General features: G+C 66.0%; 21 protein-coding genes and 1 tRNA gene. 6 read left to right on the top strand and 16 right to left on the bottom strand.

Annotated elements, in window-relative coordinates; all coding sequences use genetic code 11:
- Positions 1-124 precede the first annotated feature (124 nt).
- The 9 genes from ABIC16_RS14180 to ABIC16_RS14220 form a co-directional block, all read right to left on the bottom strand.
- Complete coding sequence (locus ABIC16_RS14180; protein ID WP_277968585.1) at positions 125-472, bottom strand: glycine zipper 2TM domain-containing protein; 348 nt, start codon at positions 470-472, stop codon at positions 125-127.
- Positions 473-549: 77 nt separating this feature from the next.
- Positions 550-1,371 (bottom strand): SDR family NAD(P)-dependent oxidoreductase, encoded by an 822-nt coding sequence (locus ABIC16_RS14185; protein WP_354291585.1) that lies wholly within the window; start codon positions 1,369-1,371, stop codon positions 550-552.
- A gap of 181 nt (positions 1,372-1,552) precedes the next feature.
- Positions 1,553-1,813 carry a hypothetical protein gene (locus tag ABIC16_RS14190; RefSeq protein ID WP_354291586.1) on the bottom strand — a complete coding sequence of 87 codons (261 nt, stop codon included), beginning with the start codon at positions 1,811-1,813 and terminating at the stop codon, positions 1,553-1,555.
- A gap of 11 nt (positions 1,814-1,824) precedes the next feature.
- A complete protein-coding gene (gene fghA, locus ABIC16_RS14195; RefSeq protein WP_354291587.1) occupies positions 1,825-2,763 on the bottom strand; it encodes an S-formylglutathione hydrolase in 939 nt (312 codons plus the stop codon).
- A complete protein-coding gene (locus ABIC16_RS14200; protein ID WP_242137124.1) occupies positions 2,763-3,872 on the bottom strand; it encodes an S-(hydroxymethyl)glutathione dehydrogenase/class III alcohol dehydrogenase in 1,110 nt (369 codons plus the stop codon). Before ABIC16_RS14200 ends, fghA begins: the two co-directional genes overlap by 1 nt.
- Before the next feature lie 95 nt (positions 3,873-3,967).
- Positions 3,968-5,269, bottom strand: coding sequence for a spinster family MFS transporter (locus ABIC16_RS14205; protein ID WP_354291588.1), 1,302 nt, complete (start codon positions 5,267-5,269; stop codon positions 3,968-3,970).
- 85 nt (positions 5,270-5,354) lie between these two features.
- Positions 5,355-6,602 carry a CaiB/BaiF CoA transferase family protein gene (locus ABIC16_RS14210; RefSeq protein WP_354291589.1) on the bottom strand — a complete coding sequence of 416 codons (1,248 nt, stop codon included), beginning with the start codon at positions 6,600-6,602 and terminating at the stop codon, positions 5,355-5,357.
- Between the two features lie 84 nt (positions 6,603-6,686).
- Complete coding sequence (locus ABIC16_RS14215) at positions 6,687-7,781, bottom strand: Gfo/Idh/MocA family protein (protein WP_354291590.1); 1,095 nt, start codon at positions 7,779-7,781, stop codon at positions 6,687-6,689.
- A 30-nt stretch (positions 7,782-7,811) separates the two neighbouring features.
- The gene (locus tag ABIC16_RS14220) at positions 7,812-8,081 is read right to left on the bottom strand and encodes a response regulator transcription factor (protein WP_431358368.1); all 270 of its coding nucleotides are present in this window, start codon (positions 8,079-8,081) and stop codon (positions 7,812-7,814) included.
- 285 nt (positions 8,082-8,366) lie between these two features.
- On the opposite strand from ABIC16_RS14220, the gene ABIC16_RS14225 reads away from it, so the two are divergent.
- From ABIC16_RS14225 to ABIC16_RS14235, 3 genes are all read left to right on the top strand, one after another.
- Positions 8,367-9,044 (top strand): FadR/GntR family transcriptional regulator, encoded by a 678-nt coding sequence (locus ABIC16_RS14225; protein WP_277968593.1) that lies wholly within the window; start codon positions 8,367-8,369, stop codon positions 9,042-9,044.
- A 189-nt stretch (positions 9,045-9,233) separates the two neighbouring features.
- A tRNA-Gly gene (locus tag ABIC16_RS14230) sits at positions 9,234-9,307 on the top strand.
- 251 nt (positions 9,308-9,558) lie between these two features.
- Positions 9,559-10,872, top strand: coding sequence for a hypothetical protein (locus ABIC16_RS14235; RefSeq protein ID WP_354291591.1), 1,314 nt, complete (start codon positions 9,559-9,561; stop codon positions 10,870-10,872).
- Here ABIC16_RS14235 and ABIC16_RS14240 read toward each other — a convergent pair.
- The 6 genes from ABIC16_RS14240 to ABIC16_RS14265 all read right to left on the bottom strand — a co-directional run bounded on the left by ABIC16_RS14240 (position 10,869) and on the right by ABIC16_RS14265 (position 19,886).
- Positions 10,869-13,685, bottom strand: coding sequence for a TonB-dependent receptor domain-containing protein (locus ABIC16_RS14240; RefSeq protein WP_354291592.1), 2,817 nt, complete (start codon positions 13,683-13,685; stop codon positions 10,869-10,871). The two genes, ABIC16_RS14235 and ABIC16_RS14240, sit on opposite strands and share 4 nt — an antisense overlap.
- Positions 13,686-13,908: 223 nt before the next feature.
- On the bottom strand, positions 13,909-15,912 hold the full coding sequence (locus ABIC16_RS14245; protein WP_354291593.1) for an alpha/beta hydrolase domain-containing protein: 2,004 nt from the start codon (positions 15,910-15,912) through the stop codon (positions 13,909-13,911).
- Between the two features lie 11 nt (positions 15,913-15,923).
- Entirely contained in the window at positions 15,924-16,232 is a 309-nt protein-coding gene (locus tag ABIC16_RS14250; protein WP_354291594.1) for an AtuA-related protein, read from the bottom strand.
- Between the two features lies 1 nt (position 16,233).
- The gene (locus ABIC16_RS14255; protein ID WP_354291595.1) at positions 16,234-17,577 is read right to left on the bottom strand and encodes an acyclic terpene utilization AtuA family protein; all 1,344 of its coding nucleotides are present in this window, start codon (positions 17,575-17,577) and stop codon (positions 16,234-16,236) included.
- The gene (locus tag ABIC16_RS14260; protein ID WP_277968599.1) at positions 17,574-18,884 is read right to left on the bottom strand and encodes a CitMHS family transporter; all 1,311 of its coding nucleotides are present in this window, start codon (positions 18,882-18,884) and stop codon (positions 17,574-17,576) included. The genes ABIC16_RS14255 and ABIC16_RS14260 overlap by 4 nt, the downstream gene beginning before the upstream one ends.
- Before the next feature lie 90 nt (positions 18,885-18,974).
- Positions 18,975-19,886, bottom strand: a complete 912-nt coding sequence (locus tag ABIC16_RS14265) for a LysR family transcriptional regulator (protein ID WP_354291596.1) — start codon at positions 19,884-19,886, stop codon at positions 18,975-18,977.
- A gap of 112 nt (positions 19,887-19,998) precedes the next feature.
- Between ABIC16_RS14265 and ABIC16_RS14270 the strand changes: the two genes are divergently transcribed.
- Positions 19,999-22,206, top strand: a complete 2,208-nt coding sequence (locus ABIC16_RS14270; protein WP_354291597.1) for a beta-glucosidase family protein — start codon at positions 19,999-20,001, stop codon at positions 22,204-22,206.
- A 4-nt stretch (positions 22,207-22,210) separates the two neighbouring features.
- Here the strand turns inward: ABIC16_RS14270 and ABIC16_RS14275 are convergent, their stop codons facing one another.
- The gene (locus tag ABIC16_RS14275) at positions 22,211-23,080 is read right to left on the bottom strand and encodes an aldo/keto reductase family oxidoreductase (protein WP_354291598.1); all 870 of its coding nucleotides are present in this window, start codon (positions 23,078-23,080) and stop codon (positions 22,211-22,213) included.
- 89 nt (positions 23,081-23,169) lie between these two features.
- Here ABIC16_RS14275 and ABIC16_RS14280 point away from each other — a divergent pair, with 89 nt between their 5' ends.
- Together ABIC16_RS14280 and ABIC16_RS14285 are read left to right on the top strand one after the other, a co-directional pair.
- Positions 23,170-24,093 carry a LysR family transcriptional regulator gene (locus ABIC16_RS14280; protein ID WP_354291599.1) on the top strand — a complete coding sequence of 308 codons (924 nt, stop codon included), beginning with the start codon at positions 23,170-23,172 and terminating at the stop codon, positions 24,091-24,093.
- A 186-nt stretch (positions 24,094-24,279) separates the two neighbouring features.
- Positions 24,280-25,305: an FUSC family protein gene (locus tag ABIC16_RS14285; RefSeq protein WP_354292339.1), complete on the top strand. Its 1,026-nt coding sequence runs from the start codon at positions 24,280-24,282 to the stop codon at positions 25,303-25,305.
- Positions 25,306-25,316 lie beyond the last annotated feature (11 nt).

Raw genomic sequence — 25,316 nt, forward strand, 5'->3', positions numbered from 1 at the left:
GTAGACGGAAAACGGCGCTTCCGGTTGTTCCTGCAATAAAAAACCCCGCCCCCTGGAAAGGGAGCGGGGTAATCGGGACATTCCGACAACGCCCCTGCCTGAGGAGCGGCGTTAGCGTATCAGATCAGCAACCGTTCTTCCGGTTCTGAGCGGCATCATGCTTCTTGTCCATGCTACGACCGAGCAACGCACCGCCAACACCGCCTGCAACCGTGCCGAGCGTGCCGCCGCCAAGAACGTTGCCGAGAATGGCGCCGCCTGCGCCGCCAGCGATCGTACCGGTCGTGCCGCTGCTGCGCTTGCAATCCTGATAGCGACGCGAGTCACGTCCGCGATAGTTCCGTCCGCGATCACGATAGTCGCGGTCACGATAGCCATCACGATATCCGTCGCGATCGCGATCCTGCGCCGCAAGGACCGGACCAGGAAGCGTCACCGCAGCCACCATCAGCGCCATCATAAACTTCTTCATCGTCTCGTCCTTTGACTTTGAACCCTGTGGCCGAACAACCATCGACCCTTGCGAAAGTTCATTTGCGCGTCTTCGGACTAACCCCGCATGAACGCTGCGAAGCGATCCATCCAGTCGGGGTGCCATCGCGACAGGGCTGGTCGGTTTTCGACGAGATCGCCCGCCGCCCACAGGATGCGCTTGCGATCCTGTTCCGGGCTGGTTTCGTTGTCGGGACAGAGCAGGTAGAAATCGCCCGCCGCAATTCCGTCGAGCATGAAGGCAACGACCTCATCCGCGGACCACGCCCCGGCGGGCTTGTCCGGTGTGCTGGCCGCCGTCATCCCGGTAAAGGTGAAGCCTGGAATCAGCAGATGTGCGGTCACCCGGTCCCCGGAACGCTGCCGAAGCGTATGCGCCAACCCTTCCGTCAACGCCTTCACCCCTGCCTTGCTGACGTTGTACGCCGTGTTGCCCGGTGGTTGGGTGATCCCCTGCTTCGACCCGGTGTTGATGATGATTCCCGGCCGGTCGCTCTCGATCATGGCAGGGACGAAGCTCTGGACCCCGTGCACGACACCCATGAGGTTCACGCCGAGCACATGCTCCCATGCCGACGGATCCGCCAGCACGTCGCCACCGGCGCCGACGCCCGCATTGTTCATCAAAACCGAAACCGCGCCATATTGGTCGGCGATCGTAGCCGCGAGCGCCTCGACCGCGACCCGATCCGCGACATCGACCGCCATGCCGACCCCGTCGCCCCGGAGCAGCGCGACCACAGCCTCGAGCGCTTCGCCAGGTCGATCGACGATCACGACGCGCAATCCAAGGTCGACGAACGCTTTCGCGGCGGCAAGCCCGATCCCGCTCGCGCCGCCGGTTACGACGGCAAGGTTGCCCGGTGCCAGCGCGCTCATTGATTGTCGTCCAATTCCCAAGACTTGCGAACCGGTCGTCCGAAGCCTTGCGAGCCGTTTTCACCCAGTGTCATCAGCGATCTCCCTGTCCGGCACCACGTTCCGGCCGTTGCCTTCGATCGCCCAATGTTCCGCCGCCCGAAGGGTTGCCGTCGCGCGGTGATACGACACCCTGTTGCGCTCAACCGTCGGTCGGTACGACCGCGACGATATCGAGCGCATAGCTCCGCCACCCGCGCATCTTCGATGCCTCGCCTGCCGCCGCGGTCTTGCGCTTCGCTTCGGCAAGCGATTTGGTGTGGCCCCAGAAAACCTCGCTCTTGCCATTCTCGAGCGTCGCGACGATCCGCCAATAATGCGTGAAGGCGGTCGTGGTCGGCCCGATCGTCTTGACGTACCCGTCGGGGAGCGTGGCGGTGAGGAACGTGCGCTTCTTGGCCATGAACTCCCCGCTTAGATTTCTCCCTGTTTTCCCGCGAAGGCGGGAATCCAGAGTTGCAAACGCACCGCCCCCGAACCCTGGACTCCCGCCTTCGCGGGAGAACGCAAGCGCAACCGCGCCGCATGCCAGCCGACATGGTCCGCCATGAAGGTCGAGATGAAATAATAGCTGTGGTCATACCCCGGCTGCATCCGGAGCGTCAGGTCGATCCCTGCCTCCTCGCAAGCCGCGCGCAGCAGTTCCGGGCGAAGCTGCTCCACCAGGAAATTATCCGCCTCCCCCTGATCCACCAGCAACGCGGGCACCCGCGCACCATCCTCGATCAGCGCGACCGCATCATGCGCGCGCCACGCAGCCCGGTCGTCGCCAAGATACCCGCCGAGCGCTTTCTGCCCCCACGGCACCTGCGACGGCGCGACGATCGGCGCCAACGCCGAGACGCCCGCAAAGCGATCCGGGAAGGTCAGTCCGATCGTCAACGCGCCATGCCCGCCCATCGAATGCCCCATGATCCCCTGACGGCCCATGTCCGCCGCGAACGTCTCGCCGAGCAGCGCCGGGAGTTCCTCGGTGACGTAGCTCCACATCCGGTAATGCTCCGCAAACGGTGCCTCGGTCGCATCGACGTAGAACCCCGCGCCCAGCCCGAAGTCATACGCCCCGTCCGGATCATCCGCCACGCCCTCGCCGCGCGGACTGGTGTCGGGTGCAACCAGAATGACCCGGTGCTCGGCGCAGGCCGCACGGAACTCGCCCTTTTCGGTCACGTTCGCCTGGGTGCAGGTCAGCCCCGAGAGGAACCACAACACCGGCAGCGTCTCGCCCTCGGCATGGTCGGGCACGAACACCGAGAAGGTCATCTCGGTGCCGGTTGCGGTCGAGGCGTGGCTGTAAACGCCCTGCACCCCGCCATGCGCCTTGACCTCGGAAACGGTCTTCACCGCCGCCATCAGAACAGCACCACGCTGCGGATGCTCTCGCCCGAATGCATCAGGTCGAAGCCCTTGTTGATCTCGTCGAGCGTCAGGACGTGCGTGATCATCGGGTCGATCTCGATCATCCCGTTCATGTACCAGTCGACGATCTTGGGAACGTCGGTCCGCCCCTTCGCGCCGCCGAACGCGGTGCCGCGCCAGTTGCGCCCGGTGACGAGCTGGAACGGCCGCGTGCTGATTTCCTTGCCCGCTTCCGCGACGCCAATGACGATCGACGTGCCCCAACCGCGATGGCACGCCTCCAAAGCCTGCCGCATCACGGTCGTGTTGCCGGTGCAATCGAACGTATAGTCCGCCCCGCCATCGGTCAGCGCGACGAGATGGGCGACCAAGTCGCCGCTGACGTCCTTGGGGTTGACGAAGTCGGTCATGCCGAAGCGCCGGCCCCATTCCTCGCGGTCCGGGTTGATGTCGACCCCAACGATCTTCGCCGCGCCCGCGAGCCGCGCGCCCTGGAGCACGTTGAGCCCGATCCCGCCGAGCCCGAACACGATCACCGTATCGCCGACCTCGACCTTGGCGGTGTTGACCACCGCGCCGACGCCCGTCGTCACGCCGCAGCCGATGTAGCAGCTCGTCTTGAACGGCGCGTCCTCACGGATCTTCGCGACCGCGATCTCGGGGAGGACGGTGAAGTTGGAGAAGGTCGAGCAGCCCATATAATGGTAGATCGGCTGGCCCTTGTAGCTGAAGCGCGTCGTGCCGTCGGGCATCAACCCCTTCCCTTGCGTCGCGCGGATCGCAGTGCACAGGTTGGTCTTGCCGCTGAGGCACGACTTACACTGGCGACATTCGGGGGTGTAGAGCGGGATGACATGGTCGCCCGGCTTGACCGAGGTGACGCCCGGCCCGACTTCGCGGACGATGCCAGCGCCTTCATGTCCAAGCACGCTCGGGAACAGCCCCTCGCTGTCGAGCCCGTCGAGCGTATAGGCGTCGGTATGGCAGATGCCCGTCGCCATGATCTCGACCAGCACTTCCCCCGCCTTCGGGCCTTCCAGGTCGAGTTCGACGATCTCGAGGGGCTTCTTCGCTTCGAACGCGACGGCGGCACGGGTCTTCATGGCATACTCCGGTCTCTGGGCTCGGCGCTTATAGGCCGGCCTTCCATTGCATAAAGCGCAGAGTGGCCGAACGGTCCCGCCAAATGGTCCCTAGGCTACGCCAGCTTGCCCGGGTGCCCCAGTCGAACGTCGTCGCTGTCGAACGTCCGCACGCTCGTGAGATAGTGATAGCCCGCCCAGAAGCCGGTCAGCGACAACGCGAGCAGCGCATAGCGCAGCGACTCCGCATTGCTCCCCAGCCGCGGCGCGAGCGTGTCGCTGATCCAGCCGACGACCGTAGGCGCGACGATCAGATTGCACACGTTGGCGGCCAGCAGACTGATCGCCATCCCTTGCGCGCGCATCGTCGGCGGCAGGAAGTTGAGCAGCAGCGCCATCGTCGGCCCCATGTAGAGATAGACGCATGGGATCACGATCCACAGCATCGCGGTCGCGACGCTCAGCGAATGCGTCCAGAAGATCAGGAAAGACGGGATCGTCGACAGGATCACAATTGCGGAGAGGAACCAGGCGATCCGCTTGACGTCCTGCATCTGCGGCAAGGCCAGCAGCGCGCCCGTCGCGATCGTCGCGAGCGTGCCCGCCCAGAAATAGATCGTACCCAGCCGCGCCCCCGCTTCCGAGGTCGACAGGCCATAGGCACGCTCGAAATACGTCTGCATCCAGAACAGCATCCCCCAGCCCCACAGGCAGATCACCGCGCCCGCCGCATTGATGTGCCACGCCGATCGCTGGGTCCACAGGAAGCGGCACGTCTCGACGAAGGTGGCGGCGTCGTCCGTACGCCCGCGGAGTTCGAACCGTCCGCGCACCGGTTCGCGCACCGTGAAAAGGATGATCGCGCCGAACAGCACGCCCGGCACGCCGAGCGCGATGAACGCTGCCCGCCAGCTATGGAAATGATCGACGATCGCGCCAGCGACGCTTGAGCCCAGCCACGCGCCAAGCGGCAACCCCAGCGCCCACAAGGTCAGCGCAAACGCGCGACGTCCGCGCGGGAAATTGTCCGCGATAATCGACGTCGAGGGTGGGGTGCAGCCCGCCTCGCCGATCCCGACCCCGATCCGCGCCAGCAGGAACTGCCAGAAATTCTGCGTCATCCCGAGCAACGCCGTCATCCCCGACCACGTCACCAGCGCGACCGCGACGATGTTGCGGCGATTGCCGCGGTCCGCATAGCGCGCGATCGGCAGACCCGCGATGATGTAGAAGAACGCCAGCGACACCCCCGTCAGCCAGCCGACCCCGGTATCGCTCAGCGCGAATTCCTTGCGGATCGGCTCGAGCACGGTCGAGACGACATACCGGTCCGCGATGTTGAGCGCATAGACCAGGGCGAGGATCGTCACGACATACCAGCGCGCAGGGGACAGGGTCGGCGTCGTCTCGTTGTTCAAAAACCGTTCTCCGCTGTCACCGTGCAAGTCCGCTCCCTTGTTCGTGCAGGCGCGGTTCCGCAAGAGGGAGACCGCCGTTGCGCCGCTACGCCGGAATGACGCCATCCGCCGCAAGATCGTCCAGATCGCGCGCCGTCAGGCCCAGTGCCGCGCTCAAGGCTTGCCGCGTATCGGCCCCGGCGCGCGGCGGCGCGCGGTCGTAGCGGGCGGGCGTTTCGGAAAGTTTGACGGGAAAGCCGACGACCCGGAGCGGCGTGCCGTCGTCCCGGCACATCGTCTGCACGCTCGACCGATCCGCGACATGAGGGTCGTCGAAGACTTCCGGCACGGTCTGCACCTTGCCCGCCGGAAGTTTGGCGGCTTCCATCGCGTCGACCAGATCAGCGACCCGCCACCGCGCGACGGCCGGGCCGATCACCGCGTGCAGCGCCGCGCGGTTTAGGCTGCGCAACGCAACGCTTGCGAAGCGAGCATCCTCGACCAAGGGCGCCAGCCCAAGGAGGACGGCGAAATCCCGGAACTGCCGGTCGTTCCCCAACGCGACGACGATGTCGCCATCGGCGCAGGCATAGTCGCGATACGGCACGATATCGGGATGATCGTTGCCCAATCGCCCGGGCACCGCACCCCCGTTGAGATAGCGCGACGCCTGGTTCGACAACAGGCTGAGTTGGGTATCGAGGAGCGCGCAATCGATATGCTGGCCCTCCCCGGTCGCATCGCGGTGGCGCAACGCCGCCAGGATCGCGACCGTCGCATAGGTGCCGGTGAACAGGTCGACGATCGGCACGCCGACCTTCATCGGCCCACCACCCGGGACGCCATCCGGCAAGCCGGTAATGCTCATCAGCCCGCCCATCGCCTGGATCAGGAAGTCGTAGCCGCCCTTGTCCGCATAGCGCCCGGTCTGGCCGAACCCGGTGATCGAGCAATAGACCAGTCGCGGGTTGAGCGCGGACAGCGTGGCATAATCGAGCCCGTATTTCGCCAGCCCACCGACGCGAAAATTCTCCACCAGCACGTCGCTCTGCTGCACCAATCGACGGATCAGCGCGGCGCCTTCCGGCTTGGCAAGGTCGATCGCGAGCGACCGTTTGTTGCGATTGGCGCACAGGAAATAGGCGGAATCGCCCGATCCGTCATCAAGCGCCGGGCCACCCCAACGGCGCGTATCATCCCCCTGCCCCGGCTGCTCGATCTTGAGGACTTCGGCGCCGAGATCCCCCAGCATCTGCGTCGCCCACGGCCCTGCCAGGACCCGCGAGAGATCGAGGACCTTGATGCCTTGGAGGGCGGCGGGAGTGGATGGACCGGGAGGTGGCACGCTGGACATGCCGGCGGTGCTGCCACGAAAAACGGCGGCATGCGAGGGGGGAGAGCGTTTCCCGTTCCGCTACCCCCGACACGACTGCGCCCTTCAGAGCCGGATCGTCCGCCCCTCGCGCGCGGATCGATAGATCGCCTCGACGATCCGCATGTCGCGCAGGCCTTCGTCGCCCGACACGATCGGTTCCTGCCCGCGCCGCACGCTTTGCGCCATGTGGTCGAGTTGTCCCGCGAACTGTGTCTTCGCCGGGCCAGGCGGCGGGACGATCTTGCGCTCCCGGCCATCCTTGCCGGTCCACATTTCGTTCCCGTCATAGCGCGTCGCCGGTTCGAGCTCGATCCGCCCGGTGTCGCCCATCAGCAGGATGCGGTTCTGGTTCGCGCTGTACATCGACAGGCAGCCCGCCATCGCGCCCGACGGGAATTCGAGCGTCCAGTCGATCATGTCCTCGACCTCGGTAAAGCGCGGGTCTCGACGATCCGTGGATTCACGCGCGGTCACCGCGACCGGCTCCTCGCCGGTCATGTACCGTGCGGCCTGAAGGCTGTAGATGCCCATGTCCATCAGCGACCCGCCCCCCGACAAGGCGCGCTTGAGCCGCCATTTCGTGGGATCCCGCTGAACGAACCCGTGTTCCGACCGAACGTAGCGGATCTTGCCCGCCGCCCCGCTCCGCGCGAGCCGCATCGCCTCCAGATTATGCGCTTCGAAATGGCAGCGATAGCCGATCATCAGCTTGCGATCCGCCTTGCGGCACGCGGCGATCATCGCCTCGCATTCGGCGACCGAGATCGCCATCGGCTTCTCGCACAGCACGTGCTTGCCCGCCCGCGCGGCGCGGATGGTATATTCGGCATGCATCCCGTTGGGGAGGCAGACATAAACGATGTCGACATCCGGATTGTCGCGGATCGTGTCGAAATCGGCATAAGAGTAGATCGCCTTGTCCGACAGACCGTGTTCGCGCGCGACACGTTGCGCCTTTGCGCGATCGCCGCTGACGACCGCTGCGAGGCGGCTATGCGTGCAGTTGACGAATTGCGGGATGATGACGTTGAGCCCGTAATACCCCAGCCCGACGATCGCATAGCCAAGCGGACGATCCGTCGCGGCACAGGCCGAGCCTCCAGGAGCAAGCAGCAGCGCGGCCGAGCCGAGCAGAACATCGCGACGCCCGATTTCCATGACGATCCTTCCTCAATGACCAAAGCGCACTCAATGCGCGAGCGTACGCCCGTTCCAGCCGAGCGACTGCGCGGTGATCGCGAGTTGCGTGCGGTTGCGCACCTTCAGCTTGCGCATCAGGGCCGTCATGTGCGCCTTGACCGTCGCCTCGGCGATGCCGAGATCGAACGCGATCTGTTTGTTGAGCTGGCCCGAATAGACCCCGTCGAGCACCTTGCGTTGCGTCGGGGTCAGTAACGCAAGCGGCGGCAACGCCGCGGTGGCCTCAATTGCCGGCGCTTCTTGACGATTGGTCTTCACACAACCTCTCCCTGTTGATCCACCTGACGATGCAAGCAGTGCACGGCTGGCCCCAACCGCCCGTTCGAGTCCCGTTTTCGGATCCTTCGTTCGTCAGTCTAGGCAAATTGGTTGGACAGACTCAACCATCTATTGCAGCCTGACGCCAGAATAGTAGCAATTGTTGCCGATTTAACGCAAACGTTGTCGTACAGGTCGGTCATCAGAATGTGCGACTGCAAGAGCGTTGCTCGCCATCCAGTGCCTGCGCTACCCTGCGTCCCACATGCAGAGAGAAAGCAAGCGATGAGGGAGGGGCGGCTGGCGGACCGGGCCTATGCCGGCATCGTTGAGATCATCGACACCGACAATCTTTCGGTCGGGGATCGCTTGCCGTCGGAAGCGCGGCTTGCCGAAATCTTTGGCATGTCCCGAACGATCGTCCGCGAAGCGCTGGTGCGGCTTGCATCGGATGGCATTACGGAAGCGCGGCGCGGTGCGGGGTCGTTCGTCAAGAGCCGCCCGTCGAACCAGCTGATCGCCTTCATGCCGATGGACCACATGTCCGCAACGCTCGGCACCTATGAGGTACGGTTCGTGCTCGAAGCGGAAGCGGCCCGGCTCGCCGCGACACGGCGGTCGACCGATGAAATGGCGCAGATCGAGGACGGCTTGCACCAGCTCCGTACCGCCTTGCTGTCGAGTGCACCCGCGCATGACGAGGATATGGAGTTCCACCGCCGGGTCATGCTCGCAACCGCCAACCCCGCGTTCCTCGTGACGTTCGAAGCGCTGTTCGCTGACGTCGACCGGATCATGCGGGCGGGCGTCGACATCTCCCGCTCGCGTCCACCTGAAGTGATCGGCGCGATGCTGCGCGAACATGAGATGATCGTCGCGGCCATTCGCGCGCAGGATGCAGACGGCGCCGCCCTGGCGATGCGCTGGCATTTGTCGGAAGGCCGCAAGCGGCTGATGCCGTGAGCCTTTACGATGTCGAAAGAACGTAACGGCCTCATTCAACGGGATAGAATTTCCGATAGGCCGGTCGGATGCGTGGTCAGGAACGAACCACGCGGCATTCCTATTTGTTTTCAAAGTCGGAATTCAGAGGGTCGGAAAGGCGGAATGCCCGTTGACATAAGACAGGAAACGACGGAAATACGCGGCGTCGCGGGTGTAGCTCAATGGTAGAGCAGAAGCTTCCCAAGCTTACGACGAGGGTTCGATTCCCTTCACCCGCTCCATTCCCAAACAACGGTTCCTCGCCGCGCCCGCGCTGATTGATGGGCATGCACGGCAGACGCTCTAGTTTCGAGCCACGCGCTCGCGCTTTTGGCTTGCTTGGAGGCGCCAAACACCGTCAGCTTCCTTTCCGATACGATCGATCGCGAAAGGTCCAGCAATGTTCAATCCAATGATTGTCCTTTCCTTGCTGGCAATTTCCCCGTCGTCGGTTTCGATTGCGCCCGTCCCTGCTGCGGCATCGAACCCCGAGATGACGGCGATTTTCGAGGCGGACCAAAAGGACCGACAAAGCGTCGATATCGACTGGGCAATCGTCGGACCACAGGACGAGGCGCGTCTTAAGCGTACACAAGCATTACTTGATGCCGGTACCTTGAAGAGCGGGGACGACTTCTTTAACGCCGCTTTCGTGTTTCAACACGGCGGATCGTCCGACGCCTATTTGAAAGCGCACCTGCTCGCGACGATCGCCGTCGCGAAGGGCAAGGTCGGCGCTACCTGGATCGCGGCTGCCACGCTCGATCGATATCTCCAGACCACGGGCAAGCCACAGATTCTTGGCACGCAATTTCTGACCGGTGCGGACGGTCGGATAACACAGGAGCCGTTCGATCGCTCCCTCGTTTCGGACGCGCTGCGGGGCGCGCTCGGTGTGCCGACGCTTGCGGCGCAAGAAGAGCGACGCGCTGCGGATGAAACGTCGGCACGCCGCGCTCCCGCCAGCGTCTCGAAGTCGCCGCTGCGGCCTCCCGTCCCGGCGCCCCCGGCGAGGATCTTCGTGGCAAAGCTACAACCGTCCGTTTGCGCCGCGATCCCTGGTTCGGAACAGCTTCTCGGGCGGTCGTCGCTGCGCTGGATCGTCGTCGGCGAGATCCATGGAACGACCGAAACACCCAAAGCCTTTGGCGACCTCGTTTGTCTGGCAGCGACAGCCCAGCCGGTGGTGGTCGCGGTCGAGCAAGCGACTACCGAACAGCCCGCGATCGATGACTACATCGGGTCCAATGGGGATGCCGAAGCGACATCCCGCTTTCTCGCGAGCAGGATATGGACCGAACCCTTCAAGGCCGGTCTCTCCAGTGAGGCGTATTTTGAGCTTTTCCGGCGCCTGCGCGCGCTGCGAGCAGCAGGGCAGATAACGAGCGTGGTTGCCTTCCAACCCTTGTACGACCCCGGGTTCAACGCGGGCGACTATGAGAAAGCGCTCGCGGCATCCTTGATCGGCCGGGTGGCGAGCCAAGGCCGGGTGCTCGTTCTGGTAGGCAACGTTCACGCAATGCGGACACCCCCGGCCTGGGCGAAGCCAGCCTATCTCCCGATGGCTGGCTATCTGCCTGCCGATTCCACCGTCAGTCTCGATGCCAGATGGAACGGCGGATCGTATTGGGCATGTACCTCGGCTACGACCTGCGGCCGACAGTCGTCCGCTCCATCGTCTCCGGTAACCGTCGCGCGTGGGGTGGTCATGGACGGCGGGGATGGACCCTATGCGGGCACCCTGAACCTCGGCGTTGCGGCGACCGCGTCACCACCGAAGACACCATCCACCCCGGCGCACCACTAGAACTTCGCGCCGATCCGGACATACGCCTGCCGCCCATACGGATCGCCGAGCGTCGAGAGATACCCGGTATACAGCGCCTTGGCAGGCGCCTTGTCGAACGCGTTGATCATGCCGAGCGTCAGTTCATACTGTTTCGTCGACCCGAACTGCAGGCCATATTGAACGTCGAACACCGACCAGGCTCCGACCCGCGCAACCGTCGGCGCGCCGACGACCTGCTGATAATCGTCGATCACGCTCGAGACATAACGCCACGTGCCCGACAGGAAGTGATCCCCGAGCGAGAGGTCGATCCCGGCGATGTTGCGCCAGCGCGGTGCCGCGGCGGACGTCAGCGGCGAGGTCTGGTAATTGTTGCGATGCCCGACGCCGTCGTAGACGACCGACCCCGTATCCACGTCATACGTCGCGAGATAGCTGAGGTTGTCGCGCAGCGTGATCCGCGCCGCGCCGATGTCGAAGCGATAGCTGGCCGCCGCATCGATCCCGGACGTTCCGGTCCCGCTCGGTGCGTTGTACGAGGAGATGACGATCGACTGCGCCACGCCGCTGCCATCCCGGATGACGTTCGGGCCGTTGGGGGCGGCATTGATCACCGCCTGCCCGTTCTGCAGCTGGATCTGGTTCTTGTACTTATAGTGCCAGTAATCGAGCGACAGCGTCAGCCGGGAAACCGGCAACAGCGTCGCGCCGATGTTGAAGACGTCCGCTTTCTGCGGCTGCAGCGCCGGGTTGCCATATTGCTGGATCGACCGGAACGTCGTCGTGCCGTCGCGCGGATCGATGATGTTGGCGACGTTGGTCGAGATCAGCACCGCCGCCGAATTGGCGATCGACGGCGCCTGGAACGCCTTGCTCGCCGATGCCCGGAGCGACAACTGCGGGATGATCCGCCAGTTGACCGCGAGCTTGGGCGCCGTCGTGTTGAAATTGCCGTAATCTTCGTAACGAGCGGCGGCATTGACGTTGAGCCCGTCGATCACCTCGTAATTCGCTTCGGCAAAGACGCTCTTCACTTCGCGCTCGAATGCGGTGTTGCGATTAGGCCCGAGGAACCCGCCGAAACCGCTCAGCAACAGATCCGAATATTGGGTGGACTGCTTTTCCTTGCGATATTGCGCGCCCACCGCGACCGCCAGCGCATGGCCGTTGATCGTCGCCAGCGTGCCGTTCACCACCGCCTCGCCGATCATATATTCGATCCGCGACTGGGTGACGACGTTGCTCTGGAGATTGTAGATCAGCGACGGGTCCATCTTCGACACGTCGGCGGTGAACGGGCTGAGGTACAGGCAATTGCCCGCGCCCGGCTGTGCGCCCGCGCCGGGTCCGCTGTAGCGGATGTTGCAGTTCGGCCCGCCGTATCCGTTGAGCGCGGCCTGGAACAGGTTCATGTCGGTGTCGCGATCGGTCGAGGCGACGTCCGCGCGCGAATAGGTGGCGTTCGCGGTATATTTCCAGTTCCCGTCGATCCGCCCGCGCGCGCCCACCACGAACTGGCCCTGATCGACCTTGTCCTGGATCAGGCGATATTGGTAGCCGGGGAACCCCTGCGACCCGATCGCGCGGCCGATGAAGCCGACATCGACCCCGAACGGATTGTAGGGGTTGCTGCCCGGCACGATCGGCGGGCGCGCACCGACCCGGTTCTGCGCGTAGGACGGCACGCTGAACCGCTTGGAATCCTGATGATACAGGCCGATTTCGGCGAACAGCGTCTGCCCCGGCGCGATCTCGAACGTGGTGTCGTTATGGACGAGGTAGCTCTTGGCTTCCGGTCGGATCGGGTTCTGCGCCTGGAAGCTGAACTGGCACGATCCAAGCCCGAACCCCGGACTGTTCGCAGACGGCACATAGCGGCTCTGGCTCGCCGCCGATCCGCAATTCGGATCGACCACCGTCACCGTCCCGGCTGCCGAACGGAAGCGGTCGTACAGGGCGGAATAATTGTTGCCGTTGATGACCACGTCGCCACCCCCCGCCGTGCGCGGCCGCGAGTAGAGCGTGAAGGCACCCGGGTTCGCGCCCGCGCCCGAGGACGGGTTGAAGAAATTGGTGACGTCGCGCTCGCTGTTCTGCAACCCGTCCTGATAGCGATAGGCGACCGAAGTGACGGTGTGGAACCGGCCATCGCCGACGCCCCACATCGCCTGGACCGTCGCCGCCGGGGTATCCGCGATATTGGTATATTGCGCGGAGAGTTTCAGCCCCTTGAACCGTGTATTGGTCAGGACGTTGAACACGCCCGCGACCGCATCCGCACCGTACGTCGACGAGGCGCCGTCGAGCACCGTCTCGACCCGCTCGATCGCGATCTCGGGCGTCAGGCTGTTGAGGTTGACGAACCCGTCGGCGGGGACGACCCGGCGTCCGTTGAGCAGCACCAGCGTCGCGCCGGCACCAAGCCCGCGCAGATTGGCCGACCGCGTATCGCGGGAATCGGCGCCGCCGCCCTTGGCCAGATCCTGAATACCACCCGCGCTGCCGACGTTCTGCGGAATGAAGCGCGTGATGTCGCCGAGCGAGGTGACGCCGGTCCGCGCGAGGCTCTGCGAGTCGATCGACAGGATCGGCGAAGCGCGGTCCTCCTGCCGGACATTGCCGAGATAGGATCCGGTGACGACGATGTCGGGACCAGTGTCTTCCGGCGCGGCCACTGGCGGCGGCGCGTCCGCCGGTGCCACTTGCCCCTCGGGCGCTGCACCCGGCGCAACCTGCGCGGCGGCGGCAGGGACGAGCATCATCGCCAAAGCGGTGATCGAAAGCCCGCCCAGCAGGCGGTTCGCAGCGGCGGTCGAATGTGGTCGCGACATGAAACTCTCCCCTTCTGGCCGTTCCTGACAGCGAAGGACGTGAAGGATCATGCCGCCAGCCCGAAGGTGACGGGTGTATCAGGCTGGTCGCAAGCGACGGTGCCTTGCATCCTCTCGACGTCTCCGCGACCGGAACGTTCTTGTTGGTGATGGAATGACCCACCGGGTTTCAGAACGGAAATACAATCTTCTGATTGATCGATCCGTTTGACTGATCAATCCTCTAGTCCGTCAGAACCTTGCTCGCCTGCGCCTGCTCGACCAGCCGCGCGGCATCCTCGTCGCGCAGCCAGCCCTCGGCCTGTTGCCGGGCAACGACGCTGCGGACTTGCGTGACGAAGCCCGCATGGTCGCGATAGCGTTCCTCGAGCGAGGGTCGCGGATCGTGCGCCGCCAGACGCTCGGCCTTGGTTCGTGCGAACGGCACGAAGCCGCCGAAAAAGCCGCAGCCGCCGCCTTTTCCAAAACCCGTCGCCTGCCCGTTCCAGCCGAGATAGCTGCCGAGCGGAACCTGCAACTGGACCGATGGGACGCCCGACGTTTCATTGCCATCCGCGTTGACCCGCGGGACGCGCGACGGGATCGTCCCGCGCACCGTCGGCGGCTGGGGCGTGATCACGCCGCTGATGTCGTGATAGCGAAAGGCGTTGCCCATGTCGTAATCGAGAAAGACGTTGAGCTTGCCGTCGGGTGACGGCGCACCGGGCCAGGATGGGAACCCCATCGCCGCGGCATTGGCCTCCACCAGATCCCCCGCCTTCAGTGTCGGATAGCGGCTCGGCGGTGGCGCCTTGCCGGAACGGACCCACGAAACGAGCATCGCCTGCGCCGCGCGCAAGCTGTCGATCGACGGGTTGGGATTACCCGGCAATGCACAAATCGCCAGCCCCTTGTCCCCTACCGTCGGGAAGCCCCCGGTGTACGATCCGCCGTGTGTGACGCTCGGGAAATAGTAACGCCGGACGTTGCCCGGCAGCGGCAGGTCGGCCTTCGCGTCGGTGCCGATCAGCCCGGGCGACATCCGCAGGCCCCAGAATTCGGCCGATCCGAACGTCTCGATCACCTTGGGGCAGGTGTTGCTCGCGCCGCACCGGTCGAGCAGGCTGCTCGTTCCCCGCCCGCGTGCCACATCGTCATAGCGCCCCCACCACAGCGTTCCTTCGCTGCCGGGTTCGTACAGCGTCGCCGCGCCGCCCGGGACCGCGAAGCGCAGGTTGAGCGGAACTTGTCGTGCGGCGATGTTGGGATTGACCCCATCGAACACGCGGTGCCCGCGCTCATCCGCATTGAACCCCAAATTGATGAAGCTCTTGAGGAAATTGCCCGATTGCGACGTCCCGCTGGCAACCGTCCAGCGGATCGCCCCCGCCGGGTTGGGCGTGCCGACGTCATCGGGTTTGCCGCCGCGCAGATACGCGACCAGATCGCGCGTCGCGGCGAACCCTACCCCCTGCACCAGCGGATCCTTGCCCTGATACACCAGCGTGTAGGCGAACGCCGGATCGAACCCGCCGCGCACGCACAGCTTGGCCGGATCGGGCCGTCCGGGGAAAGGCTGCGCGTTGCAATCCGCAAACGCCCAGTCGCCCGGCGCGATGTCGACCGGGGCGGCGGTGTCCGCGCTTTGTCGGAACAGCCGCGCTTGCCTGGTATCGAGCGACACCGGCACGGGCCGCGCGGTCGGCTTGCCGATACTGCCGGTGATCGCGATCGTCCGCGCCCCCGCCGGCATGTCGATGAACCGCGCGAGGACGGGCCCGGTCAACGGGCTGCCGCCCGGCCCATGCGCCACCGGTACGGTCGCGCGCTGGACGTCCGGTCCGGCGGGCAAGTCGCCCTGCCACCCGCTGATGACCCGGACATGCCCATCCGGATCGGCGGCGATCGGCCAGCCGCCCCGGTTGGGAACGTCGTAGAACAGCACGCCGCTCGCCTTGGCCCGGTCGATCGGTCGTGCGATCGCGAAGGTCGCCGAATAGCCGACGCGACCCCGCGCATCGCGGGTCGCGGCCGCGATATCGGTGATGATCCCGTTATGCGGGTCCGCCGGATCGAGCGACCCGAAGAACTGGCCGCGCACGATCTCGTAGCGCAGCGCCCCGGCTTTCGCGGGCGGCGGCGCGGGCGTGACGCTGTCGATCCGGACGCGTTCGAGCCGCGCGAGCGCGGGATCGACCAACACGGCGGACAGCAGGGAACCGGCGGCAAGAAGCACGGACCGTCGCATGAGCGAACCTTTCAAAATGGGTCGATCACCAGATCGAGCAGTTGCGCGCCCAGCGTCTTGCCGTGCGCATCCAGCGCGAGCGAGCGCGTGACGCCGCCGCGCAGCGCGCCTTCCAGTACGAAATTGAGCGCGCCGATTCCGGGCAACTCATAGCGGCGGATGGCGCGGATCGGCAGATCGGCGAAATGCGCGACGATCCGCTCTGCCGTCACGCAGCGCACGAGCAGGTCATAGTCTTCGGCGGCATGCGCGAAGATCGCGATCTGCGAAATGTCGCCTTTGTCGCCGGTCCTCAGATGCGCGATGTCACGGAGGATCATGTCACGCCACCTCGTAGTGAACGGTCGGCGACACGCGCGCACGGTCGATCAACGTGGACGCGACCGCGAGCACGTCGCGCACCGCCGCGACCGCGCCACCGCCGCCAAACGGCCCGTTGGTGTACAGGGCCTCGACCTCGGCGCCGATCCGTTCGGCGGCGGCGCGGGTCGGTGCGCGCCCGGCGACCCGCGCGCGCACCTCGCGCGGTTCGTTTCCGGCCTGCCGACCGGTCCGGTCGATCGAGTCGACCCCGATCAGTTCGGTCCGCAGGTCGCTGACCGGCACCCCGGTCAGTCGCAACCGCTCCTCGACGATCGCCAGTGCCAACCGACCGCGCGCCACCGCGCCCGGACCAGCATAGGAGATCTGCCCCTCCCCGACGAAACCATCCTCATAGCCGATCGACACCTTGAGCGTATCCGGTCGGGCACGACCGGTCCCCCCGCGCACCGCGACCCGGTCCGCGCCGAGTTGTTCGAAGGCCACAGTCCGGAAATCGGCGACGACATCGGCCTGCAGATAAGCGGCAGGATCGAGGATCTCGTACAGCAACTGTTCCTTGCACGTCGCCACCGACAGACACCCGCCCGATCCAGCGACCTTGCCCAGCACCGCCGTCCCGTCCTCGCGCACGTCCGCGAAGGGGAAGCCCAGCCGCGCCAGCCCCGGCACGTCCTTGACGCCCGGATCGGCGAAATAGCCCCCCGTCACCTGCCCCGCACATTCGAGCAGATGCCCGACCACCGTCCCGCGCCCGAGCCGGTCCCAATCGTCCATCGCCCAACCGAAGCCGTGGATCAGCGGACCGAGGAACAACGCCGGATCGCCGACCCGCCCCGTGATCACCACGTCCGCGTCCCCGGCAAGCGCCGCGACGATCCCCTCCGCGCCGAGATAGGCGTTGGCCGAGACCATCCCCGGCTCGATATCGCGGCTCGTCCCCGCGCGGTCGACCAGCGGGAAGCGATCCGACCGGACGATATCGAGCACGTCGTCCCCCAGCACCGCCGCGATCCGTACCCCGTGCAGCCCCAGCTCGCGCGCGATCCGCGTGACGAGCCGCGCCGCGCCCAACGGGTTGGCCGCCCCCATGTTGGTGACGATCTTCACCCCACGCGAGCGCGCCGCCGGCAGCACCGCGCGCATCCGGCTTTCCAGCAGCGGATCGAACCCGACCGCGGGATCGACTCGCCGCGCCGCCTGCGCCAGCGCGATCGTCCGTTCGGCAAGGCATTCGAACGCGAGGTAATCGAGCGCACCGTGCTCGACCAGTTCGAGCGCCGGTTCGATCCGGTCGCCCGAAAATCCTGCGCCCGCCCCGATACGGATGGTTCGGCCGGTCATAAGGCAAAGATTCCGAACAGAAGAGCGGCGATCGTCATCACCACCGAAGCGGCAAACAGCCAGGGAATGGAAAACCGCTGATGCGCGCCGAGCTCGATCCCGCTCAGCCCCGCCACCAGGAAGGTCGCAGGCGTCAGCGGACTGACCGGAAAGCCCGTCGTCATCTGCCCGAGCAGCGCGGCCTGCGCGACCTGCACCGCCGGAACACCGAAATGCCCCGCCACTTCGGCGATGACCGGCAGCACGCCAAAATAGAAGCTGTCCGGATCGAACAGCAGGCTGAGCGGCATCGACAGCAACCCGAGCAGCACCGGAATACGTGGCCCGATCGCATCGGGGACATGCGCGACCGACGCCTGCGCCAGCGCCTTGATCATCCCCGACCCCGCCATGATCCCGGTAAAGGCGCCCGCCGCGAACAAGATCCCCGCCATCATGAGAGCAGCGCGGGCATGCGCGTCGATCCGTTCGCGCTGCTCCGCCGCGGTCGGATAATTGAGGATCAGCGCCAGCGCGGTGCCGGCCATGAACACCACCACCGGCTCCATCAGCCCCGCCACCATCGTGACGACGACGACCAGCGTGATCAGCACGTTGACCCAGTACAGCCGCGGGCGCCGCAATGCCTGTTCGGCGGCGCTCGGCACGGCCGTCGTGACGGCAAGGCGATCACCGGAAACCGGACCCCGCCGTTCCACCGCGAGCCGCCGCTCCTCGCGAATACCCAGCCACCACGAAGCAGCGAAGACGAAACCGAGGCCGACCAGCTGCACGCCGATCATCGGGGTAAAGATCGTCGCGACCGGCAGCTTCAACGCGGCGCCTGCGCGGAGTGTCGGCCCGGTCCACGGCAAAAAGTTGACGCCCGCCGCCATCGACGCGGTGCACGCCAGCACGCGCCGGTCCATGCCGAGCCGGTCGTACAGCGGGCGCAGCGCCGGGATCGTCACCAGAAAGCAAACCGCGCCCGAGCCGTCGAGATGGATCAGCAACGCCAGCGCCGCCGTACCAACCGTGATCCGCGACGGACGCTCGCCGACCAGCCGCAACACGCCGTTGACCAGCGGCGCGAGCAGCCCCGCATCGGTCATGATCCCGAAGAACAGGATCGCGAACACGAACATCCCCGCAACGGGCGCGATCTTGGTCAGTCCCGCGACGATATAGCCGGGAATGCCCGGCGCCATCCCCGCCGCGACCGCCCCCAGAATGGGAATGAGGATCAACGCGGCAAGCGGCGAAACGCGGTTGGACAGGATGACGGCAAGCAACGACAGAATGGTCGCGGCGGCGACGATAGCCAGCATGATCCCCTCCTGTCCGCACTTCTGTTCAATCTTGCCGACACCATGCCCGCAGAAGATTTATCCAGCAATTAGACTTATCTGATAGATCGATCAGCTACGCGCATCGTTCGCCGCATGCGCCATGACCGCTTCCAGGAACGCCGCCGCCGCCGGGGACGGCGTGCGCTTGTCGAGCCGCGCCACCCCGATCGCACGCGAAATCCGCGGCGGCGCCATCGTCCGCCAGGCGACATCGCCCGCCACGCCGAGAAGCGGCAAGGTCGACTTGGGCAGCAGCGTGATCCCCAATCCCGCCGATACCAGGCCACCGACCGTGGCGAGCTGCGCGCATTCGTACAACGGGCGCACCGCCAGATCGGTCTTGGCGAAGGCGGTGTCCGTCAACAGCCGCACGCTGCTGCGCGGTGCCATCGCAATGAAGGGATGATCGCCGAACACGCTCCACGCGACGGGCGCGGGCATGGCGGCGGCATCTTCGTGCCGGCACACCAGAACGCATTCGTCGTCCATCAGCGGATCGAACCGGAACCCGTTGTCGATATCGGGGGGCGTGGTGATCGCGAAGTCGATCATCCGGTCGATCATCTGCTGGTACAGCGCCCCCGACAGATTGTCGCGCAGGATGATCTCGACGTGCGGGTGGCTCTGCCGGAACCCGGCGATGATCGCGGGCAGGACATGCGCGGCGGCGGATGGCAGCGCGCCGACGATGACGCGCCCGCGCTGCCCCGCGAACGTCTGCCGCAATGCCTGGAACGCGAGATCGAAATCCCCCGCGAGCCGCTCCACCGTCGGCATCAGCGCCGCACCCGCCGCGGTCAGCGCGACGTTGCGCGAGTTGCGGTCGAACAGCCGCACGCCCAGGTCTTCCTCCAGCAGCTTGATCGTCCGGCTGAGCGCTGGCTGGGAAAGGTTGGCGAGCCGCGCGGTCTCGCTGAAACTGCACGTTTGCGCGACCTGCAGGAACAGCCGCAAACTGGAAAGGCTTGGGGTCCGCGGCATCGTTTCTCTCCTTGCGTCGGATCGATACGCTACGCTGATCGATCCATGCAAAGACTTTACTTTTCTTACGCGCCGCCACGATCGATACTGTTTCGAAACGGGGGAGAGCAGCATGAAGAACCGCGCAGCACACGGACGAGTCGGCGGCATCATGCTCGCGGCGACGCTCCTGACGGCGGGATCGCCGCTTGCCGCGCAAACGGCGCGCGCGAGCGATCCGGACACTCGCGCGGCGGCGATCGAGCGACAGATGACCCCCGCCGAACATGTCATTCTCACCAACGGGATCATGGCGCTCCCGTTCGGTCCCATCACGATCCCGCAGGGTGTCGTGCTCGGGGCTGGCTATGTCTCGGGTATCCCGCGGCTCAATGTCCCTGCGCTCAGCGAAACCGATGCAAGCCTGGGGGTCGCCTATGTCGGTGGTATCCGCAAGGACGGCGCGACGGCGCTGCCATCGGGTCTGGCGATGGGCGCAACCTGGGATCCCGCGCTGATGGCGCATGGCGGCGAGACGATCGCGAACGAAGCGCATGCCAAGGGGTTCAACGTCCTGCTCGCCGGAGGGATCAACCTCGTCCGCGATCCGCGCGGGGGGCGCAACTTCGAATATCTCGGCGAGGATCCGCTCCACTCGGGCCTGCTCGGCGGCGCCGCCATCGCGGGCATCCAGTCCCGCCACGTCATTTCCACCGTCAAGCATTTCGCGATCAACGCGGTCGAAACCGGTCGCCAGTTCCACGACGCGGTGATCGGCGACGCGGCGCTGCGGATGAGCGACCTGCTCGCCTTCCAGATCGCGATCGAACGCGGCAATCCGGGGTCGGTGATGTGCGCCTACAACCGAGTCAACGGGCAGTCCGCCTGTGGCAACGATGCGCTGCTCAACGGCGTGCTCAAGCGGGACTGGGGCTATAAGGGGTTCGTCATGTCGGACTGGGGCGCCGTCCACGGGCTCGATTTCGCGCTCAACGGGCTCGACCAGCAATCCGGGTCGCAGCTCGACGACAAACTCTATTTCGCGGAGGATCTGCGCGCGGCGGCAGCGCGCGACCCGCGCTATGCAACGCGGCTTGCGGACATGAACCGGCGGATCCTGCGGACGATGTTCGCGGTCGGCGTGGACACCAACCCGCCGGTCAAGACCGCGATCGATTTCGCCGCCGGCGCGCGGGTCGCGCAGGATGTCGCCGAACAGGGGATCGTGCTGTTGCGCAACCGTGGCGATGCGCTGCCGTTGAGCGCGAAGGCCAGCCGGATCGCGGTGATCGGCGGCTATGCCGACAGCGGCGTTCTCTCGGGCGGCGGATCGTCGCAAACCCAGGGGCCGGGCGGGCCGGCAGTCGCGATCCCGACGATCGGCGGCCCCTTCGCCGCGTTGCTCGCGCAATCCTATCACGCCTCCTCTCCGCTCGCGGCGATCAAGGCGCACGCGCCAAAGGCCGACGTCGTGTTCCGCAACGGCCGCTACATCGCCGATGCCGTGCAGGCGGCGCGGCAGGCGGACGTCGCGATCGTGTTCGCGACACAATGGATGACCGAGGGGCTCGACGCCCCCGACCTGTCGCTGCCGGAAGGACAGGATGCGTTGATCGCCGCCGTCGCCGCCGCCAATCCCAACACGATCGTCGTGCTGGAAACCGGGAGCCAAGTGGCGATGCCGTGGCTCGACCAGACCGCCGCGGTGATCGAGGCGTGGTATCCCGGCGCGCGCGGCGGCGAGGCGATCGCCAATATCCTGTTCGGGGACGTCAATCCCTCGGGTCGCCTGCCGGTGACCTTCCCCGCCTCGGTCGCGCAGCTTCCGCGGCCGGCGTTGCCGGGCACCGGCACGGTGGAGCCCGACTTCATGGGCAAGGGCAAGCCCGGCCAGACGCTGACGATCAACTACGACATCGAAGGTGCCGACGTCGGCTATCGCTGGTTCGCACGAACAGGCGCCAAGCCGTTGTTCCCGTTCGGTTTCGGTCTCAGCTACACGCAGTTCGAGCATGGTCCGCTGGTGGTCACCGGCGGCGCCCATCCAACCGCGAAAGTCACCATCACCAACACCGGCAAACGCGCGGGTGCCGATGTCGGTCAGGTCTATCTGGTCGGAACGCCGAAGGGCGACGTGCGGCGGCTCGTCGGGTTTGCCAAACTGGATCTGGAACCCGGCGAGCGTCGCACGGTCGAGGTGCCGATCGACGCGCGCCTGTTGAGCGAATGGCGCGCGGGCAAGTGGCACCGTGACGCGGGCACCTATCGCTTCGCGCTCGGAAGCTCGGCAACCACGCTGGGCAGCGAAACCCGCCAGACCTTACCGGCGGCCACGTTCTAAGGCGTTACTTCCCGATTTCGTCGAGCGCGGCCAACGCTGCGTCCGGCAAAGTCAGGGAGGTGGCCGCCATATTCTCGCGCAGGTGGCTGACCGACGACGTGCCGGGGATCAGCAGGATGTTTGGCGACCGGTGCAGCAACCACGCGAGGGCGACCTGCATCGGTGTGGCATCCAGCCCGCGCGCCACCGTGTCCAGGGCGGTCGACTGCAACAGGCTGAAGCCCCCCAGCGGGAAAAACGGCACATAAGCGATCCCCTCCGCCGCCAGCATATCGATCAGCGCGTCGTCCTCCCGATGCGCGAGGTTATACTGGTTCTGGACGCACGCGATCGGGGCGATCGCGCGCGCTTCCGCAACTTGCGCGGCCGTGACGTTGCTGACGCCAAGGTGCCGAATCAGTCCCTCCTCGCGCATCCGCGCCAGCGCGGCGAACGGCTCGGCGATCGACCCTTCGGTCACCCCGCCGGCACCGCCCAGCATGCAGCGGAAGTTGACCACCTCCAGCGTTTCCAGCCCCAGGTTGCGCAGATTGTCCTCGACCGCACGCCGCAACGCGTCCGGGGATGCCGCGATGTTCCACGAGGCATCATCGCCGCGCACCGCGCCGACCTTGGTCACGAGAACGAGATCCGCCGGATAGGGCGATAGCGCTTCGCGGATGAGCTGGTTGACGACGTGCGGCCCGTAAAAGTCGCTGGTGTCGATATGGTTCACGCCCGCGGCCACCGCGTCGCGCAGCACCGCAATCGCCGCATGCCGGTCTTTCGGCGGCCCGAAGACATGCGGCCCCGCGAGTTGCATTGCGCCATAGCCCATTCGCTGGACGGTACGGTCGCCAAGGTTGAAGCTGCCGGCTTGCGTGATGGTCTGCATGGTTCGTCTCCTTCGCTACCGGATTTAAGCCTTGGCGATCACCGCGATAATCCGGCATGATCTGCACAGGCTGTGCGGAAAATCGAACAATGACGCCCGATCTTGCCGATTTGAACGCTTTCCTCGCGGTCGCGCGCGCGCGCGGCTTTCGCGAGGCGTCGCGCACGGCGGGGGCCAGCGCTTCCACGCTGAGCGAAGCCGTCCGTCGGCTCGAGGCGTCGCTCGGCGTCCGCCTGCTACACCGCACCACGCGCAGCGTGACCCCGACCGAGGCGGGCGCGCGTTTGATGGAGCGGCTGGGCCCGGCGCTGCAGGAGGTCGAGGCGGCGCTGGGTGCGGTCGACGATCTGCGCGACGGCGTGACGGGGATGCTGCGGCTGAACGTCCCGGTCAGCGCCGCCAAGCTGGTGCTCCCGGCGATCCTCCCCGGTTTCCTTGCCGCGCATCCCGGCGTGAAGGTCGAGATCGTCGCCGAAGACGGGTTCGTGGACGTCCTTGCGTCGGGTTGCGACGCCGGTATCCGCTACGACGAGCGGCTTGAGCAGGACATGATCGCGCTACCGATCGGTCCGCGCATCCAGCGCTTCGCGACCGCCGCGGCACCGGCGCACCTCGACCGGCATGGCCGCCCGCAACATCCGCGCGACCTGCTGCAACACCCCTGTATCCTTGGCCGGTTCGCCAGCGGTCGCCTGACCTCGCCATGGGAATTCGAACAGGACGGAGCGGTCGTCCTGATCGAGCCGCAGCCCCGCCTCACCGTCGGCATTAGCGGTGCCATCGAACTGGGGGTGGAGGCGGCGATCGCGGGCGTTGGCGTGATCCACTTGTTCGAAGGCTGGCTCCGCCCATATATCACAAGCGGCGCGTTGGAGCCGGTGTTGGAAGATTGGTGGCAGCCCTTTCCGGGCCCGTTCCTCTATCACTCCAGCCGCCGGCTCGTGCCCCCGCCGCTTCGTGCGTTCATCGACTATATCAGGACAGCGCCCGTTGAATTGCGCGTGAAACTGTAGCAAAAGCTGCCTTGGACGTACCATTTCCGGCAGTGTGCTGACGCATTCCGGACATCAAACGCACGAAACCGGCGTCATTCCGCGCGCTTTTCTCACGGGTTTCAGGGCAATACGCTGACCGTCGCTTCCCATCTCCGCCGCACTATCACGGCCAACGCCGCGCACCTGCGTCAGGTCGCACGCGTGATGGTCGGCGCCTCGGCAGCCTTCGCCGCGTACCGGATGCTGGGGCTGCAAGAAGGCTATTGGTCGGTCTTCACCGTGCTGATCGTGATGCAGGGATCGATCGGCGGCACCCTCACTGCGGCAACGGACCGGTTGCTCGGCACCTTAATTGGCGCCGTTCTCGGTGGGTTAGGCGCCGCCTTGCAGCGAACGGCCGTGCTCGAAGTCGGGCTGGTGCTGGTCATTGTCACCGGGCTCGCCGCCTTCGTCGCCGCGGTCCGCCCGCGGCTGCGCGTCGCCCCCGTCACCGCCGCGATCATGCTGCTCAGCGCGCCGCCCGGTGCCCCGGTGCAGGATTTCGTCCGCGACCGGATCATCGAAATCGGGATCGGCGGCGTCATCGGCGTGCTCGCGGCGATGTTCGTATTTCCGGCGCGATCTCATGGACTTGTCATCGCCCGGACCGCGACGGTGCTGAGCCACATCGCCCGCATGCTGGGCGAGCAGGCGCGCGCGCTCGAGACAGGGTCGGCGCTCCCCTCCTCGCCCGAACATGCCGCGCTGCGACAGGCGCTTGCCACCGTCGAAGCCGCGATGAAGGATGCGGATCGCGAGCGCGCCACCCGGCTGGCCGATCATCAGATCCCCGCCTCGGTCCCACGAACATTATGGCGTATTCGCAACGACCTGGTGTTGATCGGCCGCGCGCTCGACGAAGTGCTCCCGCCCGCTGCGATCGCCGCGCTCGCAACCCCCGCCGCCGCCATGCTCGACGCGCACGCATCCCTCGCCAAGCGCTGTGCCGCCGCGCTCGCTGCGGGGACCGTCGTCGACCGAGCCGATGCGACTCCCTGCTACCGCCGTTTCGGTGCCGCCCTCGATGCCTTCCGCAAGAGCACCCAAGCCGCAACGCTCGATTTCGAAGCATCGGGCCGTGTCTTCGGGCTCGCGTTCGCGGCAGGCCGGCTACATCGCGATCTGCTCGATCTCGCATCCCGCGCGGACGAGATCGCCCCCGGCAAAGTCCTCACCTCCAGATCGGCGTGACGCTGGCGCGG

This window comes from Sphingomonas sp. PvP055, from assembly GCF_040546365.1.
Classification (GTDB): Bacteria; Pseudomonadota; Alphaproteobacteria; order Sphingomonadales; family Sphingomonadaceae; genus Sphingomonas; species Sphingomonas echinoides_A.

Bases quoted from the DNA above. Each gene is read 5' to 3' on its own strand.
- ABIC16_RS14180 (WP_277968585.1), bottom strand. From the start codon at position 472: ATGAAGAAGTTTATGATGGCGCTGATGGTGGCTGCGGTGACGCTTCCT.
- ABIC16_RS14185 (WP_354291585.1), bottom strand. From the start codon at position 1,371: ATGAGCGCGCTGGCACCGGGCAACCTTGCCGTCGTAACCGGCGGCGCG.
- ABIC16_RS14190 (WP_354291586.1), bottom strand. From the start codon at position 1,813: ATGGCCAAGAAGCGCACGTTCCTCACCGCCACGCTCCCCGACGGGTAC.
- fghA (WP_354291587.1), bottom strand. From the start codon at position 2,763: ATGGCGGCGGTGAAGACCGTTTCCGAGGTCAAGGCGCATGGCGGGGTG.
- ABIC16_RS14200 (WP_242137124.1), bottom strand. From the start codon at position 3,872: ATGAAGACCCGTGCCGCCGTCGCGTTCGAAGCGAAGAAGCCCCTCGAG.
- ABIC16_RS14210 (WP_354291589.1), bottom strand. From the start codon at position 6,602: ATGTCCAGCGTGCCACCTCCCGGTCCATCCACTCCCGCCGCCCTCCAA.
- ABIC16_RS14215 (WP_354291590.1), bottom strand. From the start codon at position 7,781: ATGGAAATCGGGCGTCGCGATGTTCTGCTCGGCTCGGCCGCGCTGCTG.
- ABIC16_RS14225 (WP_277968593.1), top strand. From the start codon at position 8,367: ATGAGGGAGGGGCGGCTGGCGGACCGGGCCTATGCCGGCATCGTTGAG.
- ABIC16_RS14235 (WP_354291591.1), top strand. From the start codon at position 9,559: ATGACGGCGATTTTCGAGGCGGACCAAAAGGACCGACAAAGCGTCGAT.
- ABIC16_RS14240 (WP_354291592.1), bottom strand. From the start codon at position 13,685: ATGTCGCGACCACATTCGACCGCCGCTGCGAACCGCCTGCTGGGCGGG.
- ABIC16_RS14245 (WP_354291593.1), bottom strand. From the start codon at position 15,912: ATGCGACGGTCCGTGCTTCTTGCCGCCGGTTCCCTGCTGTCCGCCGTG.
- ABIC16_RS14250 (WP_354291594.1), bottom strand. From the start codon at position 16,232: ATGATCCTCCGTGACATCGCGCATCTGAGGACCGGCGACAAAGGCGAC.
- ABIC16_RS14255 (WP_354291595.1), bottom strand. From the start codon at position 17,577: ATGACCGGCCGAACCATCCGTATCGGGGCGGGCGCAGGATTTTCGGGC.
- ABIC16_RS14260 (WP_277968599.1), bottom strand. From the start codon at position 18,884: ATGCTGGCTATCGTCGCCGCCGCGACCATTCTGTCGTTGCTTGCCGTC.
- ABIC16_RS14265 (WP_354291596.1), bottom strand. From the start codon at position 19,886: ATGCCGCGGACCCCAAGCCTTTCCAGTTTGCGGCTGTTCCTGCAGGTC.
- ABIC16_RS14270 (WP_354291597.1), top strand. From the start codon at position 19,999: ATGAAGAACCGCGCAGCACACGGACGAGTCGGCGGCATCATGCTCGCG.
- ABIC16_RS14275 (WP_354291598.1), bottom strand. From the start codon at position 23,080: ATGCAGACCATCACGCAAGCCGGCAGCTTCAACCTTGGCGACCGTACC.
- ABIC16_RS14280 (WP_354291599.1), top strand. From the start codon at position 23,170: ATGACGCCCGATCTTGCCGATTTGAACGCTTTCCTCGCGGTCGCGCGC.
- ABIC16_RS14285 (WP_354292339.1), top strand. From the start codon at position 24,280: ATGGTCGGCGCCTCGGCAGCCTTCGCCGCGTACCGGATGCTGGGGCTG.